Raw genomic sequence first — 16,968 nt, 5'->3', positions numbered from 1 at the left:
TGATCACATTTCACCTAGATAGCTCTTGAGGCCCTTTTGGATGGCTGCGCTAAAGCTTGGATTTGTCAGCAAATTGTTCACTGATTTCGGCGCTCCGGGGAACGAATTCGACGCCGGATCATAAAGATATTTGTTGCCGTTGTTGTCTTGATAGTGAATTTGTCCCGGCCTTTGTCCGGGATTGGGGTTTTCTACGTCAATACGCTCTCTCCCGCCGCCCTTCCAAATTGTCTTACTGGCAAATTGCGCCCCGTTCGCACCCAACATTTTTCCGCCGCTCGTGGCGACTCCGATCATCGCCATCGCGATGATCGTGTTCACATCAAGACCGGTAGCCTCAAGGCGATCGATTTTGACGCTCCAGGAAATCGACGTGTCTTGCCAAATCTCCCAGCGTTTTCCGCGAAGCTGCTCGCCGACGAGGGCGGCGGCGTTCTGCCCTTGCGCATACGCCTTCGCATTCGCGCCATTGGGGTCATCGCTATCGAGTTTCCTGATTGCGTCTAGTAACCAGTCACCTTTTATCCAACTTTCTACATCTAGAGGATGATCAACGACGAAGGCAAAGCCGGCGTTTTGAAGGATGTTCGAACGGGTTTTAGGGTCGATTGTGTTCAGGTAGGCGTAGATGGCATCTTGGCAATCCTGATAAGACTTTATGCCGAGATGAATGAGCTCGCCGTCCCGCTGACGAATTGTGCAATCCGTCAAGAAGTCATCAGCATAGGCTGGTGCCACGATTAGGTCGAAAAGATTGAACCCTTGTTGCTGAGTGCAGCCTCCAAGGGATCCTCCATTAGCAAGCGCGGCAAGACCCGACTTGATGTTCGCGACTTCTTCCTGGGTCAGTTTCTTGCCAAGGAGATAAGTGTCGATGAAGCCGCCCGGCTCGATTGCCTCCTTGATACCGTTCCCGACGGCCCGCAAGCTGTTGCTGGATAGGTAGAAGTCGAGCTCGACATGCTTGTCCTTGGTAAGCTCGTAGGCCTTGTCGGGATCGCGGTTGAGTTCATTGAGCGGGCGTGTGGTGCTACCGTCCTTTGCGAGAGCGGCCTGTTTTTCCTCATCGCGAATGATGATGTCGCCGGGACCGACGGTTGCGCGCACCGTTTGGCGAGTATCGTCGAGCCGATAGGAGCCTTCTAGCGTGTGGTTGGTGGTAGACTCGCCGTTCTGGTCTTTGCCACTGGAGAGATCGACGCCGAGATCGGCACTGAAACCTTCGTATCCAATCCGGCCTTCGAAGTTGTCGTAAGTCAGCGTGCCAGTGTCGAGTAGGAGATTGCCTGACTCAGAGACGATCTTGCCAGCGCCGAGATGGGTATTTCCGCCAACCGCGACGTCCATCGCCCCAGTGGAGATCAGGCTCGATTGCTCCGCGATCCAGTTCGTTTGGCCGGAGCCGCTGCCGCCGCCAATCCGCACGCCGGACAAAACCTGTCCGCCGCCGAGGCTAAAGCCACCGGAAACGGAGCGGTTTGAATTTGCACCGGTGTCGGGTACGGAGAGAATTGTAAGATTACCACCGACATTTGCTGTCACGGTGTCGCCGGAGACAACCGCGCCCGCGAGACGCGTATCGTGTCCCGACTCCACGGTGATGTCACCGGTACCGTTGACGTGACTATTGACCTGAGTGGTACCATCGGCGTTGGATCTTCCAACCGACGCATTGGCGCTATCCGTCAGTCCGGCATTGACACCCTTGATGCCTACGCCCGCGGAAACGCCGAGGCTTGCACCTCCTGACGTGTTGCTCGTCGATGAACTGGTGGTCGCCTGTGCGATCTCGAGAATGATATCCTTGCCAGCCTTCAGCGCAATATCGCCAGCTTTGCCATTATCCGAGATGACAACCGCGCCATCGGCATCGTAACCCGCTGCGATTTGCGCTCCGTGGCTCGTAAGATTCCCAGAGACGGCCTCGATCGTTACAGACTGTCCTCCGCGTATGTCGGTCAGGACTGAAACAGAGGATTGAGCCGCCTCCTTTTCCTTTTCGTAGGTGAATCCCACTGTGAGTGACGCCGACACGACGTTGCCACCCTTTGCGATCTTGTCGAGCGCATCGTAGGCCTTGAGTGAGGCAAAGGCCGCATTTGCAGTGGAGTACCCATCTGAGATTTCGCCGATCTTCTTGGCCGCACTACCGACACTTTGAGCCGTGGTTAGCAGTGAAGTTGACACGGAGAGACTGATGCCTGCGAAAAACTCTTCATGCAATTGCTCGTAGTTCGTCTGGTCCTGGGCCGATAGAAGATTGACATCGCGCTCTGCCAGGATGGCGACATCCCGCTCACCCGAAACCTGTGCCGCCTGCAAGTTGACGTCGCGTGCGGCCGATATCGTCAAATCGCGACCGGCAGACAGGGAGGACACTGCGTTGGTCGCTGAGGACTGGGCGGTCTGATCGACCGACTTGCCGAACCCAATGCCAATCGAGGCACTGCCGTCGCCTGAACTGTAAGCGATGCCGAAGCCTGAGCGCTTCTCTTTCTCTGCCGAGGACGCGCTTTCCGCACCCGGCGTGATGTTGACATCGCGGGCAGCTTCGAGGGCGATATCCTGTCCTGCGGTTATACCGGAGCCGATAATGTTGATGTCGCTTTCGCGCGCCTTGAGCGTCAGATCGGTACCAGCCGACAGCAGAGAGGCAATATTCAACTCCGACGCTTGACTGAGATCCTTCTGCTCTTTGCCCCAAAGCGAAAGAAAGCCGTCTCCTGATCCGGCGAACAGACCGGACTTCTTGCGTTCGATCTCGAGCTGATGCCGTTCCTGAGCGCCGATCACAGAGATGCTGTCGGCGGAGGCGGTGATGGCATCGCCGGCCGTCACCATTGAGCCGGCAATGACAGCGTTGCCACCTGCGTTCAGGGTGACGTTGCCGGAAGCACCGAGCTTGGAGGCGACGGTGGATTCGTCGTAGCTTTGATAAGAAGATCCACCCTTGCTGAGGAAGCCGCTTTTGTTCTTCTGATCGTCACGAGTGGCCATGTCCTCAGCCGCCGCGACGATCAGATCACCACCGGTGGTGACAGTCAGGTTGGCCTTCGTCTGGTCCGTCCCCGCCTGAATCGTTGAGGCGGATATCTGGGTGTTCTCTCCAGACACGATCGTGACGCCAGCAGCGCCGCTGATTGCGGACCCAACCGCTGTTTCTGTCTCCAGATGGCTGGTCGAGGCTGATTTAGAGCCGAACAAACCACCCTTCTTCGTCGAGGACTGCAGATCGAGCGTACTCGAATCGGTCGCCTGAGCGATCGTCACATCGCCGCCGGCCTTGAGGTCGACCGTGTCTTCGGCTGTCAGTTTGCTACCGACGATGCTGAGATCCTGGCCTGCTGTTGCGCTGATCGCCCCTCCGGCCGCAATCTCGGAGCCGCTGTGGCTAAAGGTCGAGGACGTATTCTTGCCGAAACGGGGGTCGGATTCGCCCTGAGATACGGTAACGTTGATCGTGTTTGCAGCCTGAAGTACAGCGTCGCCGCCAGAGTTGACCGATGAGCCGGAGAGGAGAATGCTGTCTCCGGCTTTGATCGTCGCATCGGTGCCGGCACCCAGTTGTGACTTTTGCTGATCGGTCGAGGACGTCCTGCTGTATCCGTCGTCGGTGTTTCGATCGAGGCTGGTGGTAATGACGTTGACCGAACCACGCCCGGCAGTGACATCAAGCGTCGTTCCGGCTTTTGCCGAGCTGCCGATGACATTGACGTCGTTGGCCGCAGCGATCGTCAGTGCCCCACCGCTCGCCAATTGCGTTCCCGAGGCATTCTGCTGGGCGCCGACTGCGACCTTCAGCGAATCCAGCGTAACGTCCCGACCCACTACCGCCAGGTCGCCGCCGGCTTTGACAGCCGCACCTTTGAGCGCGAGATCCGAACCGGCGGTAAGTGTCGCATCAGCGCCCGCGACAACCGCGGCATTCGAATTGACGACCGCTTCGACTCCGAGATCCAAAGATTGCGCTTGAAGTGTAATGGTCCCAGAAGCGGCAAGCGTGACGTCGCCGCTCGCTTTGAAGGTGCCGCCGTTGGTGGAAATCGTCGATCCGGAAACTGACAGACGGCTGTCGGCAACCATCGCACCGGAATTGCTGATGGTACCATCGTCGACACGCACGGAACCACCGGAAATCAGAGCACCGGCAGCAGTCAGTTGCGCCATGTCGGTGTTCGGAATGTAAACCACAGGTGCAAGGACAGACACGCCATCGATGGTCTGCGTTTCGTACCACACCAGCGGTTCGGTCAAGGAGGCCACTTGATCGGCCGTGAGGGTCTGCCCGATGTTGAGGCCATGATCCGTGGCATATTGCAGACCGTTGTCCAGGAGCGTCTTGACCTGCTCGACAGCATCGCTGCCGGGAATAAACGAGGCGGTGCCGAGTCCTTGGCCGGTCGTCTGCCTCAGGAGTTGGTCGATATACTGGTTCTCGAAATAGGCATCCCCGAGGAAAGGTCGTTCGGTGTCGGGTTGGTACCCGAGATGGCTGATGAAATAGCTGGACCCGTAGAACGCACCGACATCCAGGAATTGTGCACGCGTTTCAAACAGGAAGGTCTGGCCAGGAATAGTGCCGCCAAAGCCGCCCGACTGCGGCTTGGGCGTCGAATTTGCGAGAGCGAGCTGCAGGGCTGCCCCGGAAGCACCACCGGCTGCGGCGTTGAGTGTAAATAGCGCACCTCCAGCCGATATGCCTGACAGGACGGCGGTTGGGTCCGCGTGGCTGTTGGACGGAGCGACGTTGCTCGCTCCAGCGATCGATCCCGCCACCGACGTGTTGTTGATCGCAGCAAAGCCGGAGATGTTAACGGCGCCGCCGGCCTTGATTGTCGCCGACGCACCCCCGATCGATTCGGTCTTGTTGATGATTGTCGTGCCGTTGGCAATGTCCTTGGAGGGATTGCGCGTGCCCGACGCGTCATAGCCTTCGCATGCGCCGTCGGCATGGCAGGTCGTGGTGGTGGTGCGGGTGAGGGAGACGCCCCGGTTGTTGAGGACATTGCCTTTCAGCGTCGCGTTTCCGCCCGCCTCAATTGCGCTGTAGCTGTTGGTAAGGGTGGTTGCATCGACCGTCAGGTTTCCGCCGGCTTGGATTAGGCCCTGTGCACCCAGCGGCCACGCAAACCTGTCCTCATAGACCGACTGGCTGAGATTGGCACCGCCGTCGAATGTGTACGTGGTACTGGTGTCGGCTACACCTCCAAGCATCACCTGGTCGACGATGAAATATTGCGACGGGTTGTTTGGATCGAGGATCGGATTGCCATTCGCATCTTTCGGCACTCGATCCTTGATCCAGTTGAAGATCGGTGCGACGGCCGTCGGGCCGTTCCCGCTAATCCAGGTCCAGGCGTGGTAAGTCGTGCCATCAGGAAGCGTCGCAACCGACCAGAGAAGCGGCTGGTAGTCGGCGAACTGCGGCGGGTTCATGCCCGGATAGAGTTGGTACATATTCTGGTCTGCCGATTCCATATAGGCAAAAGGCAGTCCGGCGGCGGTCGGATTGAGCGAAAATCTGGACACCACTCCTGAGGAGACGAGGACATTGGTGAGCGCCGGCACGCTCGACCGCTCATTGACGAGGTTGCTCGTGACAAGGGCGGCATCATTGCCAGCCTGCAGCAGCCCGGCACGATTGGTGATAGATCCGCTTCTGGTGCCGCCGGCATCTCCCGCAATGGATAGATCATGCCCTGCCAAGATGGCGCCCTGATCATTGAGCATGTCACCGAGGACAAAGATGTTGGCGTCATGTCCGGCATAAATCAGGCCGGTGGCTGCGTTGGTCAGATCGCCAGAAGTCGTGATCGTCACATCGTGGCCTGCTGCAAGCTCTCCTGAATTGGTGAAGAATGGTAGCGTCAGATCAAGATCGCCCGCTGCCCGCAGGTTCGTCGACATGTTGGCTGCGAGGGTTGTGGCGGAAATCAACAGATCGCCGCTACCCCCCGATGACGAGGTTGCATTCAGCGTGGCATCCTTGACGTTGGCTGTTCCACCGACCGTGATGTCGAGACCGCCAAAGGTTAACGTGCTACCGGAGAAATTCGCGCTGTTTGCCTTAATCCTAAGCGTCCCGGCGGTGCTTATTCCGCTTTGTCCGTCGCTAAGGTCAACAACCCGCTCGGCCACGGATATGTCGCCTGCGGCGCGCGTGATATTTTCGAGGCTGATGATGCCCAAGTCGGCTGCAAGATTTGCATCGGCGTAACTTTGAAGACTGTCGTAGGTGATATCCTGGCTTGCATGCGCTGATAGGTCTCCGGCGCTGAACAGACTCCTTGCCGCAATCGACCCTTGCGTGGCGACAAGAAGAAGCGTGCCGTCGGTCCCGACAACGATGCTTCCGGACGATGAAAGCGTCGTCGCATCGAAATCGACACCGGAGATGAGCGTATCGATGTTCAACTGGTTTGCCTGGACGGATACATCGGACGCAGCCAACGATTGACCGGTCAGTGTAATCACATTGCCGGCATCAAGCTTGAGGGACTTGTGGCTGATAGCGTTTGCGCTGATGTCTCGAGACGCCGTAGCCTTGAGCTCTCCCGCCGAGAGGAGTTGACGTGCCTCGATGTTGCCGGCGGTCGCAGAAAGGGTCAGGTCGCCGGTGCCCGATAGCACAACCGCACCCAAGGTCGCGGCAGCGGTCGCAGCGACATCAAAACCCGAAGTGATGCCGCCGACGCTCACACTTCTGCCAGACATGGCGACATTTCCGCCTGCCATGGCATCCCCGGAGAGCGCAATATCGAGCCCGGCTGTGATTGCGAGGTTGTCGGTACTGATCAACGTGCCGGCTGCAATCGCGCCACTGATGGCGGAAAGGGTGAGGTCGCCTGCTGCTGCCGATACGTCCCCGATGAATATGTCGCCCGACACCGCGGCCACCGCAACGGAGCTTCCGGATCTGAGGTCGCCGGTTGCAACGTCACCGGCCGATATCTGGATGCTGCCTAGGCTCGACGTGTCGCCGGAGAGCGAAATCAAGCCTGTGCCCCCATCGAGTGACACATCGCGGTCCGCTGCGATCGAGTGAAGTGTAATGCCCTCCTTTGCCTTAACGACGACATGTGCCTTTGACGTCAGGTTTCCGGCATCGACGCGACGATGCGAGGTAATTGCTACACCTTGGCTGCCGGATGCATTGCCGATGGAAATACGCCCGTCGGCCGACAGGGATAGTTCGCCGGCATTGGCGGCCATGTCGGCATGCATCCGCACGCCGGCTCCTTTTTCCGTAACGACCATCTTGATGCGGTCGCCCTGCATGGCGCCCAGCGCCGAGCCATCTATGGCGTATTCCGGTGTGCCCGTCGTTGTATCAAGATCTGTTGCTTTACCCGTTGCGTAATCGAACTTCGCTTTTCCGGCCGTCAGTCGCAAATCTTTGCCGAAGATAGGACCGTTGACGCTGATAGTTCGGGAGACGACGTCGAAAAGGTCGACCGCGCCGACCCCTGCTGCAAGGTTAGTACCATTGGAGCCGAAAGTGACATCGCCACCACGGACAATGAAGCCGTTTAGGCGGCCGTCGGCTGTGAGATCAGGTACGCCAGTGGTCAAGGTCGCATGAGGCGTGTTGATGAAGCCACAGCCGTTGCAGGTAATGCCTTTCGGATTGGCAATGATGACGTCCGCGCGCCCTCCGAACACTTCCGTTGGCCCATTCAGGGCGCTACGGCTACCGCGGGTAACTTCATTGAGGATGACGCCTGCCGAGCCGGCGTTGCGAAGATTTGGGTTGCCTGGAAGGACGCCTCCAAGATTTGAGGTTCCGACTTCGCCATTATAGTTGTTGAGGATCAGTCCTGGTGCGCCGACGTTGAAGCTGTCGTATTTGTTGTGGGACAAGCCCTGGCTGTTCGGCGTGGCTATGTTGACCAGCGGCACACCGTTTGGAGCCACACTGATACCCGGCTGATTGGCGGATGGTGCCGTGGTGTCAGGAGCGACCTGCTGCGCCTGGACAAGCACTGGTTGAAGCGCAAGAACCAGACTGAGAACAGACGCCAGCAATCGCTTTGCGACGCGCCCAGTGGCCAAATATTGGCACTCTCGGTTCTGCTGACGATTGCCGTTCATGTCTTGAAAGGCAATTTTGCTTGCTCGTTCCATATCTGCTTTGCCTCCTTACGCATTACAATCGGCCGACAGCGTCGCGCGAATTCAGTTCTCTGGCTCTGTTTTGTCCTTGCAGGGCGCTACCAATGGACTGACGCGCTGACGTAGAAGAAGCCGGCGTCATCGGTAGCGGTACTGCTTGAAAGAATGTCGGAGTAGCCCAGATCGACGTTGAGGCTGCCGCCGACCAGACGAGCACCAGCGGTCCAGCTGGAAAGATCGCCACCGGTAATGTCGAAGCGGCCCTGGGAGAAGACACGGCCATAGTCGAGACCGATGTAGGGCCTCAGCTCTCCTAGTATTTTGGCGATCGTCCCATCATTGGCCCAAGGCATGGTGCGCCAGGCGAACTCGTTGTGGGTGAACATTCCGTTATTGCCGAAAAGCACGCTCTCCCTCAGGCCGCGAACATTGCTGTAGCCACCGAGCGATATTTGCTCTGCGCCGAAAAGATTATCTGGTGAGTACTGACCGCTGAGGAGCGAGGTCGCCTCCAGGTGCGCGCCAGCGATCTCGAAGGGTTCGGTTATACTGAGGGTGACGCTGAATTTGGAGAAACGTGGATCGGCGCTGCCGGCGCCGGGCTCACCGGCATCCACCGCGCCGAAGAGATCGAGGCCTTGATCGTAGCTCGCATCGAAAGCCCATACACCGCCCAGCATACGACGTGAATGGGACAGGCCGAGGCTGCCGACGCTATAGCGGCGGCTGCCGACCTCAATCCGGTTGCCGAGGAGAAAGTTGTCGGTCTGCTTGTAGGTGAGGCCACTCCGGACCGTTGTAATCGAATCCTTGTCGCGCAGCACCACACGGCCGGCCCCGACGCCAAACTGACCGGAATCACCCGATGTCTCGATCGCCTCGAAAATCCCCGGAATGGCGCTCTCGTAGTCATACCAGGAGCCGTTGGCCGAAAAGGTCCAATAACCGTAGGGGATGCTGGCATTGACGGAATAGCTGTTGCTGCTGCCTTGTCCGTCGCCACCCCAGGGGTAGTCCGGGCCGCTGCGTTGATAAGACAACCCAAGCTGATCGTTTATGCCGAGCACATCGTCCAGACCGAGACGCAGCGAGCTTTGCGCGTACCCAGTGCTTTCCTGGCCGAGGTTGTCGTTGGCGGCGGATGCATGCCAGCGCTTCGTCGGGTTGTTTTCGAGGTTGAGAACAGACGTGCCGACTTTCGCGCCGGGCAACATTGATGTCTTGGCATTGTTGGACGAGAGACGGTTGATTTGATCAAGCCCCTGCTCAACATCGCGAATGTTCGCAATCCTGCCGATCATGTGTGGAAATGCCGTCGCAACCGTGCCGTTGTTTGGAGCCGGCTTTCCATTCACGTAGATGTCGTCGATCGTTCCCTCGATCACGATCACGCGAAGCCGCTTGCTGGCCCTGACATCCTGCTCGGGCACGTATGCCCGGGAGGTGACGAAGCCATGATCGAGGTAGAGATGGGTCACGGCCCGCAAGAGATCATTGATATCGCCAAGTCCAATGCAGCGATCCTGGTAGCGCCGGGTGATCTTCGCGATCGAGGCCAATGAGATTTGCGTAACACCGTCGACATCGACGCCTTCGATGTCGAAACAAGGACCGTTGGGGGTCCTGGCGACGGGTATCTGCCGACCATTGGCAGCAGGCGCCGCGTTCGGGGTGATGCGTTTCAGCGCGTCCAACCGCTGGGTTTCCGTTTGTTGCTCTTGCCGACGAGAGAACTCGTCTGCAGGAGATTGTGCTTGGAGTGGGCTCGCAAATGTCATGCCCAATAGGAGAACCATGCCCGTCGCCGGGGCATACCGAACTGTCATCATCATGATGCAGCTCGACTAGTTGACTTTGGTGCTTTGGAGTTTCTCCAGAGCCTGCTTCAGTCCCTTCAGGGAAAAGCGAATGTTGACGTCCTGCCCATTCATCAGACGCACGACACCTTCTGCAGATTCACTCCCGCCGAGTGACGATATGTCGCGAGGCTCGAGCGCCTGCTGTGCCCAGCAGCCAGCCTGATTGCAATTTCGGTAGGCTAGCTTGGCTAAGGGTTTGCCATTCCTGTTGATCGAAAAACCGGCAGGCAGAAAGACGTTCAGAGGCAGCAGCGCGGTCAATGTCAGAGCTGTCTTTGCCTTTTTGCCGGTGCCTACGGATTTCGGTGCGATGGCAAGCGTGAGGACGCTGACGTTTTTGCCGCCGTTCTGCACTTGCGCGATTTGCGCAACCTCACAGTTGTCGCTAGGTTGTCCGCTGCAACGATAGTACCAGTCATCGAATTTCTGAGCGATGAATTGGCCCTTGGGAGCGACGTTCTGTGCCTGCGATGGAAACGCTGCGGATGCACTGCAAATGATCAGAGCGAATGCTCTCGCGGTTGACTTATGCTGAAATAAAATCATTGCAAAATGCAACTTGAGGAAGTTTCTGTGTGTGATTTCGGCATTAGTCTCACATTCCCAGTTTGGTGCAACGCGGTCATAAAAACACGGTGAAGTTTTAGTTAGTGGACATCTTCCAATCCGACAAGCCAAAAAAACCAATCCATGGATGCATTATTCTTCGATACGGCTAGTAGTCGTGGCGTTTTGCGAGAAGCAATCAATCCCCTCCTGCTTGCCGAAGCTGACGATGCTAGGGCTCGTCGGATACACTGAGGGTCAGAAGGTCGCGGTGTGGCTAAGCTTGGGGATGAGGATCTTGAAATGGGCGTTTAGTAAGCCGGGTTCGCCCACTGATCCTGTGGGAACAAGCGACGTCTGAGGGCATCGTAAACTTAAAGGGCGCGAGGCAGTCGTAGCCCGCTTGCGCCATGGCGGTTCATGTCCGGGCGATTTTCGCCCACAGGTTCATCGCCACCGAACGCAGTTCGCGATGATGGCTGGTTGGGATGTCGTGGCGCGGGATATGGAACAGGTTGGCAATCGGGTCATGGATGGAGACAAAGCGTTGCAGATGGCGCTGAGACTTGAAGCGCTTCATGATCCGTTCTCGTCGTCGGATTGGCCGATGGGGATTCTCCGCCCGATTGTTCAACCCTTTGTGGGAACGATGCTCAACACCGGGCATGATCTCCCGCTTTGCGGCGTGGTAAGATCGAAGCGTATCGGTGATCGTTACCCGCGGCGCTCGGCCCTGGGCCTTCAAGAGCTTGCGCATCAGACGCTTGGCCGCCTTGGCATTTCGGCGGCTTTGCACAAGAACGTCCAAGACGAAACCGTCCTGATCAACAGCGCGCCACAGCCAATGCTTCTTGCCACGGATCGAAACAACGGCTTCATCGAGGTGCCAATTGTCCCCAAGCCGACCGGATGATCGACGACGTATCTCGTTGGCGAACGTTCGCCCGAATTTTTCCGCCCAAAGCCGGATCGTTTGATGCGAGACAATAATCCCACGGGCAGCCAGCAAGTCCTCGACCATTCGCGGGCTGAGAGGAAAACGGAAATAGAGCCACACGGCGTGGGCAATCACCTCAGCGGGAAAACGATGGCGGCGATAGAGCGGGTCACGGTCTGTCATATCCCGTCATCGCACATCGGTATCCACGTTTCGTTAAGTTGACGATGCCCGCTCGTTAGAGTTCACCCACCCGCCAGTATGAAATCGATATTGCACTGGTCTAGCGCTTCCAACTCTACCTGCGCGTTTAGATTATGCGATTGATGAACTGGCTGCGTTGTTTTCGACTTCCGCCACTTGAGTGAGGACAAGTTTAGCTTGGTTGTTTGAATCGGACCCCCACCCCACCACCGTTGCTTGGAAGAAATTGGATCCCAGCGCTCTCTAATACCATCCGGATGAGTTTCAGGTTTGCGGCTGTTATCGACGGCGCTCCGTTCTCGGCTTCTGCGCGCCTTATCGTCGACAGGCCTACACTCGCTGTCTCAGCGAGGGTTTCGGCCGTCCATTTAAGAAGAGCTCTCGCCGCTCGAATTTGAGCCCCGGTGATTTCGCTCATTTTTTACGATTTCTCATTGAAACTTTTTGGTTCACATGCAATATTTAGGTTCAAAGCGGCCGCATCGGTGTTTGAGCCACCAGATGCAGCCTGCCACAACCTAAGCTGTCAGGAGCTCGGATCATGGCTGATTCCGACCATAGCAGAACTTTACCTATCGTCACGGTGGCTTGGCCTCGTTCTCCACTCTTCTCGTAGATCGGTTCGATGGAACTGCGCCAATTATCTCTTTTCAGAGCTGTCGCCGAGGAGCTTCACTTCGGTCGGGCTGCTATCAAGATGAACATCGCCCAGCCTGCGCTCAGCAATCATGTCATGGCGCTGGAGCGGGAGCTTGGCTGCCCGTTGTTCATCCGTTCTACTCGTCGGGTCGAGCTGACAAGGGCAGGGGAGACCTTCTATGACCGGGCGGTCCGCATCCTCAGCGAGATGGAGCTCACGACCGAGCTGACGCGGGCGGCCGGTGGAAGCCGCATCCGCCAGATCAAGATCGGCACCGTCTATCCAGCCACCATGGGCATGCTGCCCCAGTTCCTTGGCAAGATCGCCCGCAAGTTTCCCGATGTCCGCATCCACATAGCCTCAGGCAATACCGGAGACATCATCCGCGGGCTGGAGACCGGGCAGCTGAACCTCGGTTTCATCAGGCCGGTCGAAAACATCGGATCGCTGCGCTTCTTCTCCGTTGCGCATGAGCGCTATCTGCTGGCAGTTGCCGGGAGCAATCCTCTGGCTTCACTCAACGAGATCTCGATCGAGGATCTGCGCGATCAGAAGATCATTGCCTTCAACCGGCAGAACCTCTCCTTCACCGAGCGATACTTCAATGAAAAGTTCGAGGAATACGATCTGACGAAGAACGTCGCCTACAGCTGTGACGACACCTATTCGCTGGTCTCTCTCGTTTCTGCCGGTCTCGGTATCGGCTTTGCACCGGAGTGGACAACCGATATCCCGAACCGCAGCTTCGTGCTCAAGAAGGTGAGGGGGATCGACTTCAAGATCGGGCTTGGCATTGCCTGGTCGAAGGAGGATCCCACCGCATCTCGTGATGATATCGTCGAGATCGCGAAGTCGCTGGTCCGGCGAGGGTGACGTGCTTTGATTGGTACCTGCCGTGAGAGAGGAAAAGGACGCAACAGAGCTTGAGCGCCTCCCAACTCAATGAACCCAATGGGTTGAGTGCAAATCTGCATTGGAAATGCGATCATTTCTATGCCCATAAAGGTAAGCAACAACGGAAAGCTTCTACGGTCGTGGTATTGATGGCAATAGTGTGAATTGGCGCTCGCCTTCATTGGCACGTCGGCCGAACTGCAGGGCGTTTGCCCATTCACCGAAGTTGGGCGCGTATCGCGCTAAATTCACGGAAATGGAATGATGATGACCGAACGTACTGAATTACGCGATCTGAATTTGAGAGCGGTTGTCGGCCTCCTTAACGGTGTGCCGGAACCCGTGGTTGAACACCTGACGGTGACGGCGATCAAAAGACATCGCGATCTCCTGAACAAAGCCGATAAGCTGTTTCACAAGCTTCCTCCCAATATTAAAGCAGGCCATGAACCCGCAGCGCTCGCCCATGTTGAATACCTCGACGCTGCAATCGAAATGCATTCGCAAATGTCGGCGCTTACCACACTCCTGGATATTCTCGGCAGGACACCGGAAGTCTGACGACCGATCAAATCAAGCCGCGTCTGATAGCCAACGCCACAAGTTGCGTGTTGTTGCAGAGGTCGTATCGGCCTCTCAGCTCCTCCATTGTCTTGCGGACCGTATTGTACTTCACTTCTTCGACATCGGCGACATCCTGCACCGTTTTGCCGAGCCCGAGCCAACGTGCGAAAATCACTTCCTTCGGACTGAGATAGAACGGTTCCTCGACCGACGGCGTCGCTTGCAGCAACTCAATGCGCGCATGGATCTGCGCGACAGTAGAAGCCGCGGTTACTGCGTCGATCTCGTGGTCCGACGCCAGTTGTGGCTTGCTGGAAGCGAAAGTGAGCATCGCAGTTCCCCGGTTCGGAAGCGTAATCGGAACTGATATTCCTGATCGGATGTCAAAGTCAGCTGCATCGGCAAAGAAAGCCAACTCGCCTTTGGACATGGATCCCATATCGGTCTCTCCTGACCATGAGAAAGCACGACACAGCTTCTTTGCTCGCTGGATGACCGGATCCAGCAATTTTAGATCGCTCTTGAAATAGTGGTCTTGCCAGTCAGAATGATAGTTCGAAATCGCGAAAGTCTGACCGAAACGAAGATTTATGTAGGCGTAACCCGAAAATTCGAAGCGCTCAGCCACATCAGAAAGTGCGGACTGGAGAGTCTTCTGGTCGCGCGCGATGATAGTGACATCGAGTAATTTATCAAGCCAATGAGCCAAGGTGAGATCCCCATTTTGGCGGGCCATACTGTCAAATTGCAATCTATGATAATATTTCCAGTATGGCGAGCATTTTGCCGGGGGATGGATCATTTTGCGACCACCATATATTGGCCAGGGAGCGGAGTCGCGTCGCGACATTGCGATCCGTGTCTATCCCTTCGTGGACGCCATACAAACGGTAGTCCAGAACTCAAATTATAGCCACTTATGGCTTTGCCCTCAGCCTGGTCATTGCAGCCTGGATGACGGTGCCGGGTAAGAGCGGTGTCCCAGTCGCACCTTGACCAAGCGTGTCTTGCCGCCTCGGAAAATGCCGTGTCAGCGATGGCAACAAAGCGTCAACAGCTGTCATTGGCAAAAACGCAACTTCATTGGTCGTCAAGACCTAAGCAAACCGTCCAGGATGGCATCTGTCGTGCGCTCTGCAGTTACTTGGAAGGGCGTTCCACCCAGGTCAGAGAAGATAGAGCAGACTTCCTTGGAATCGTCGATTAGAACGCAATCCTCAATGCAGGCGCCCAATCGGTCAGCGTATTTTATGAACAAGGCGCCACCATCGTCGGTCTTCAACCGTCCCTCGTAAAACGAGTTGCTGACCGCATCAAAGTGCTGGTCGAGTCGTAAGGTCGGCACGGTAAAGCGTGAAAAGCTATCCATATTTCCGGTAACCAATATAACATTGGCGTCCCGACGAATGCGTGAAATACTCGAAAGAGTGGCTAGGGAAACATGCAGCATTATGGAGCAAGTGCCACAAAGCATTTGGCGGTGTCACTTGCCGCGAAGTCGTCGAGCGAAAACGGAGGTGACGGGCTGATCGCTTGAGGGTAGGCTCGATCCTATGAAAGTTCCTGACCTTCCCCCCGATTTGAAATTTCGGATGCTCACCCCAACGGATGACGAGCTTGAGTTCTCATTCCAGGCGAAGAAGCAGGCCCTCGGTCCTCACATCATTCAGCGGTGGGGATGGAATGAAAAGTTCCAACGCCAAGTCCATGAGCAGCGATTGCGCGAGAAGCCATTCTGTCAGATCGAGCAAAATGGACGGCCAATTGGAACTCTCTCGCTTCAATTGCTACCGGAGTTCGTCCGCTTCGGTGAATTCTATTTGATCGACTCATTTCGAGGACTCGGCATCGGCTCGAAAATTCTTGCCCACTGCCTCGAACTTGCGGACAACGAAGACATCCCCGTTCGCCTTGAATATCTTCTGTGGAACCCAGTTGGTAGCCTCTACCGACGAAATGACTTCGTTGAGATAGGGCGCACTTCAACCCACTTCCTCATGGAGCGGTCAAAGCGACTCGACTCCCGGTAGAGGGCCTGGTATTGGTCCAGCATGTTCAGATCGATACGAATAGAGCGCTGACCTTTGCTTCCGTCCTTCGACGGGGTTGTCCGCCTATGTCCTGCGTATCGACCGGAAATCTGAACATGCTCCAGAAGCGAATTCCTATCCTGAGGCCGAACTCCTACGACCCCTTCTCTGCAGGAGACCGGAGGTTCGAAATACGACCGTTGCGCTTGGCCTGATCCAAAGGATGGTTTCGGACAGCATCCGCTACTGCGCCCGGATGGCCGCGATCTCGATCCCGAGAAGGTCTGGTCTCTCACCGAAGACGATGCCTACGGTCTGTTCGTCGACTTCCGCCTGGAGCCCTACAGCGTCCGGCGTCGCCGCTTCCGCTGCTCGGAGCCGGAATGCCGCGCCGAGTTCTCGGTGACATCCGGAACGGTCTTCGCCAATCGAAAGCTGCCGTTCAAGAAGATCATCATGGCGATCTGGGAGGAGATCACGGCTGCCAAGGGCATGGCAGCGCTCCATTTGAGCCGCAAGCTAAACGTCCAGTACAAGACTGCCTATGTCCTGCTGCATAAGCTCCGCGAGGCTGTCGGCCTTCGTCGCGGTGCGATCAAGCTTCAGGGCACCGTGCAGCTCGACGGCAAGTATGTCGGCGGCGTGCTTCGCAAGGCGAACAAGAAGGAAGAGCGCAAGGACGGGCGTAAGAAGGAAAACCAGAACGGCAAGCGCTTGTGCGTTCTGGCGCTCAGAGAGGCCAACCGACACGCTCCGGACAGGACATTGACGCGAGTGATCATGGACGAGAACGGCAAGGACGCCTGGGCGGCTGTCGCCAAGCATGTCGACCCGAAGGCGCTCCTGATCGCCGACGAGCACAAGGCGTATGACGATCTCATCGGCCTCGTGCAGTTGACCCGCGTGAACCACAGCCTGCAGTATCAGGAGGACGACGGAACGAACTCGAACGTGATCGAGAGCTTCTTCAGCCGTGTCGAGAAGGCCTACAAGGGAATCAACCACCGCTTTTCGACGAAGTACCTCGACTGGTACATGGCGATGCTGTCGTGGAAGGAAGACACGCGCTACATGGGACTGCGTGTTGGTTTCCACGCGGAACTGAGCCGGTTTTTCCACCGAGAAGTGAGCCACCTCTAAGTATGGTTTTCTGATCAGGGTTTGGTCAAGGGATTGGCTTTT

10 protein-coding genes are annotated in these 16,968 nt (G+C 56.8%); 4 read left to right on the top strand and 6 right to left on the bottom strand.

Annotated elements, in window-relative coordinates:
- Nucleotides 1-3: 3 nt before the first annotated feature.
- From ASC97_RS23825 to ASC97_RS35605, 5 genes are all read right to left on the bottom strand, one after another.
- Nucleotides 4-8,091 (bottom strand): hemagglutinin repeat-containing protein, encoded by an 8,088-nt coding sequence (locus tag ASC97_RS23825; protein WP_443216773.1) that lies wholly within the window; start codon nucleotides 8,089-8,091, stop codon nucleotides 4-6.
- A gap of 119 nt (nucleotides 8,092-8,210) precedes the next feature.
- On the bottom strand, nucleotides 8,211-9,944 hold the full coding sequence (locus ASC97_RS23820) for a ShlB/FhaC/HecB family hemolysin secretion/activation protein (protein WP_057470824.1): 1,734 nt from the start codon (nucleotides 9,942-9,944) through the stop codon (nucleotides 8,211-8,213).
- Between the two features lie 12 nt (nucleotides 9,945-9,956).
- Entirely contained in the window at nucleotides 9,957-10,529 is a 573-nt protein-coding gene (locus ASC97_RS23815) for an invasion associated locus B family protein (protein WP_244481565.1), read from the bottom strand.
- Nucleotides 10,530-10,935: 406 nt separating this feature from the next.
- On the bottom strand, nucleotides 10,936-11,637 hold the full coding sequence (locus ASC97_RS23810) for an IS6 family transposase (protein WP_057470823.1): 702 nt from the start codon (nucleotides 11,635-11,637) through the stop codon (nucleotides 10,936-10,938).
- Nucleotides 11,638-11,830: 193 nt separating this feature from the next.
- Entirely contained in the window at nucleotides 11,831-12,076 is a 246-nt protein-coding gene (locus ASC97_RS35605) for a helix-turn-helix domain-containing protein (protein ID WP_057470822.1), read from the bottom strand.
- 207 nt (nucleotides 12,077-12,283) lie between these two features.
- Here ASC97_RS35605 and ASC97_RS23800 point away from each other — a divergent pair, with 207 nt between their 5' ends.
- Both ASC97_RS23800 and ASC97_RS23795 read left to right on the top strand, forming a co-directional pair.
- The gene (locus tag ASC97_RS23800; protein ID WP_057470821.1) at nucleotides 12,284-13,171 is read left to right on the top strand and encodes a LysR family transcriptional regulator; all 888 of its coding nucleotides are present in this window, start codon (nucleotides 12,284-12,286) and stop codon (nucleotides 13,169-13,171) included.
- A gap of 282 nt (nucleotides 13,172-13,453) precedes the next feature.
- Entirely contained in the window at nucleotides 13,454-13,753 is a 300-nt protein-coding gene (locus tag ASC97_RS23795) for a transcriptional repressor TraM (protein ID WP_244481564.1), read from the top strand.
- Between the two features lie 7 nt (nucleotides 13,754-13,760).
- On the opposite strand, the gene traR is transcribed toward ASC97_RS23795, so the two are convergent.
- Complete coding sequence (traR, locus tag ASC97_RS23790) at nucleotides 13,761-14,465, bottom strand: autoinducer-binding transcriptional regulator TraR (RefSeq protein ID WP_156390448.1); 705 nt, start codon at nucleotides 14,463-14,465, stop codon at nucleotides 13,761-13,763.
- Between the two features lie 844 nt (nucleotides 14,466-15,309).
- Here traR and ASC97_RS23780 point away from each other — a divergent pair.
- Nucleotides 15,310-15,786, top strand: coding sequence for a GNAT family N-acetyltransferase (locus ASC97_RS23780; RefSeq protein ID WP_057470818.1), 477 nt, complete (start codon nucleotides 15,310-15,312; stop codon nucleotides 15,784-15,786).
- Nucleotides 15,787-16,188: 402 nt separating this feature from the next.
- Nucleotides 16,189-16,926, top strand: a complete 738-nt coding sequence (locus tag ASC97_RS23775; RefSeq protein WP_057470817.1) for an IS1595 family transposase — start codon at nucleotides 16,189-16,191, stop codon at nucleotides 16,924-16,926.
- Nucleotides 16,927-16,968 lie beyond the last annotated feature (42 nt).

The sequence above is a fragment of the Rhizobium sp. Root1203 genome (assembly GCF_001424945.1).
GTDB lineage: Bacteria > Pseudomonadota > Alphaproteobacteria > Rhizobiales > Rhizobiaceae > Rhizobium.
Note: the sequence above shows the minus strand (reverse complement) of the source record. Positions and strands in the feature narration are given on the sequence as shown.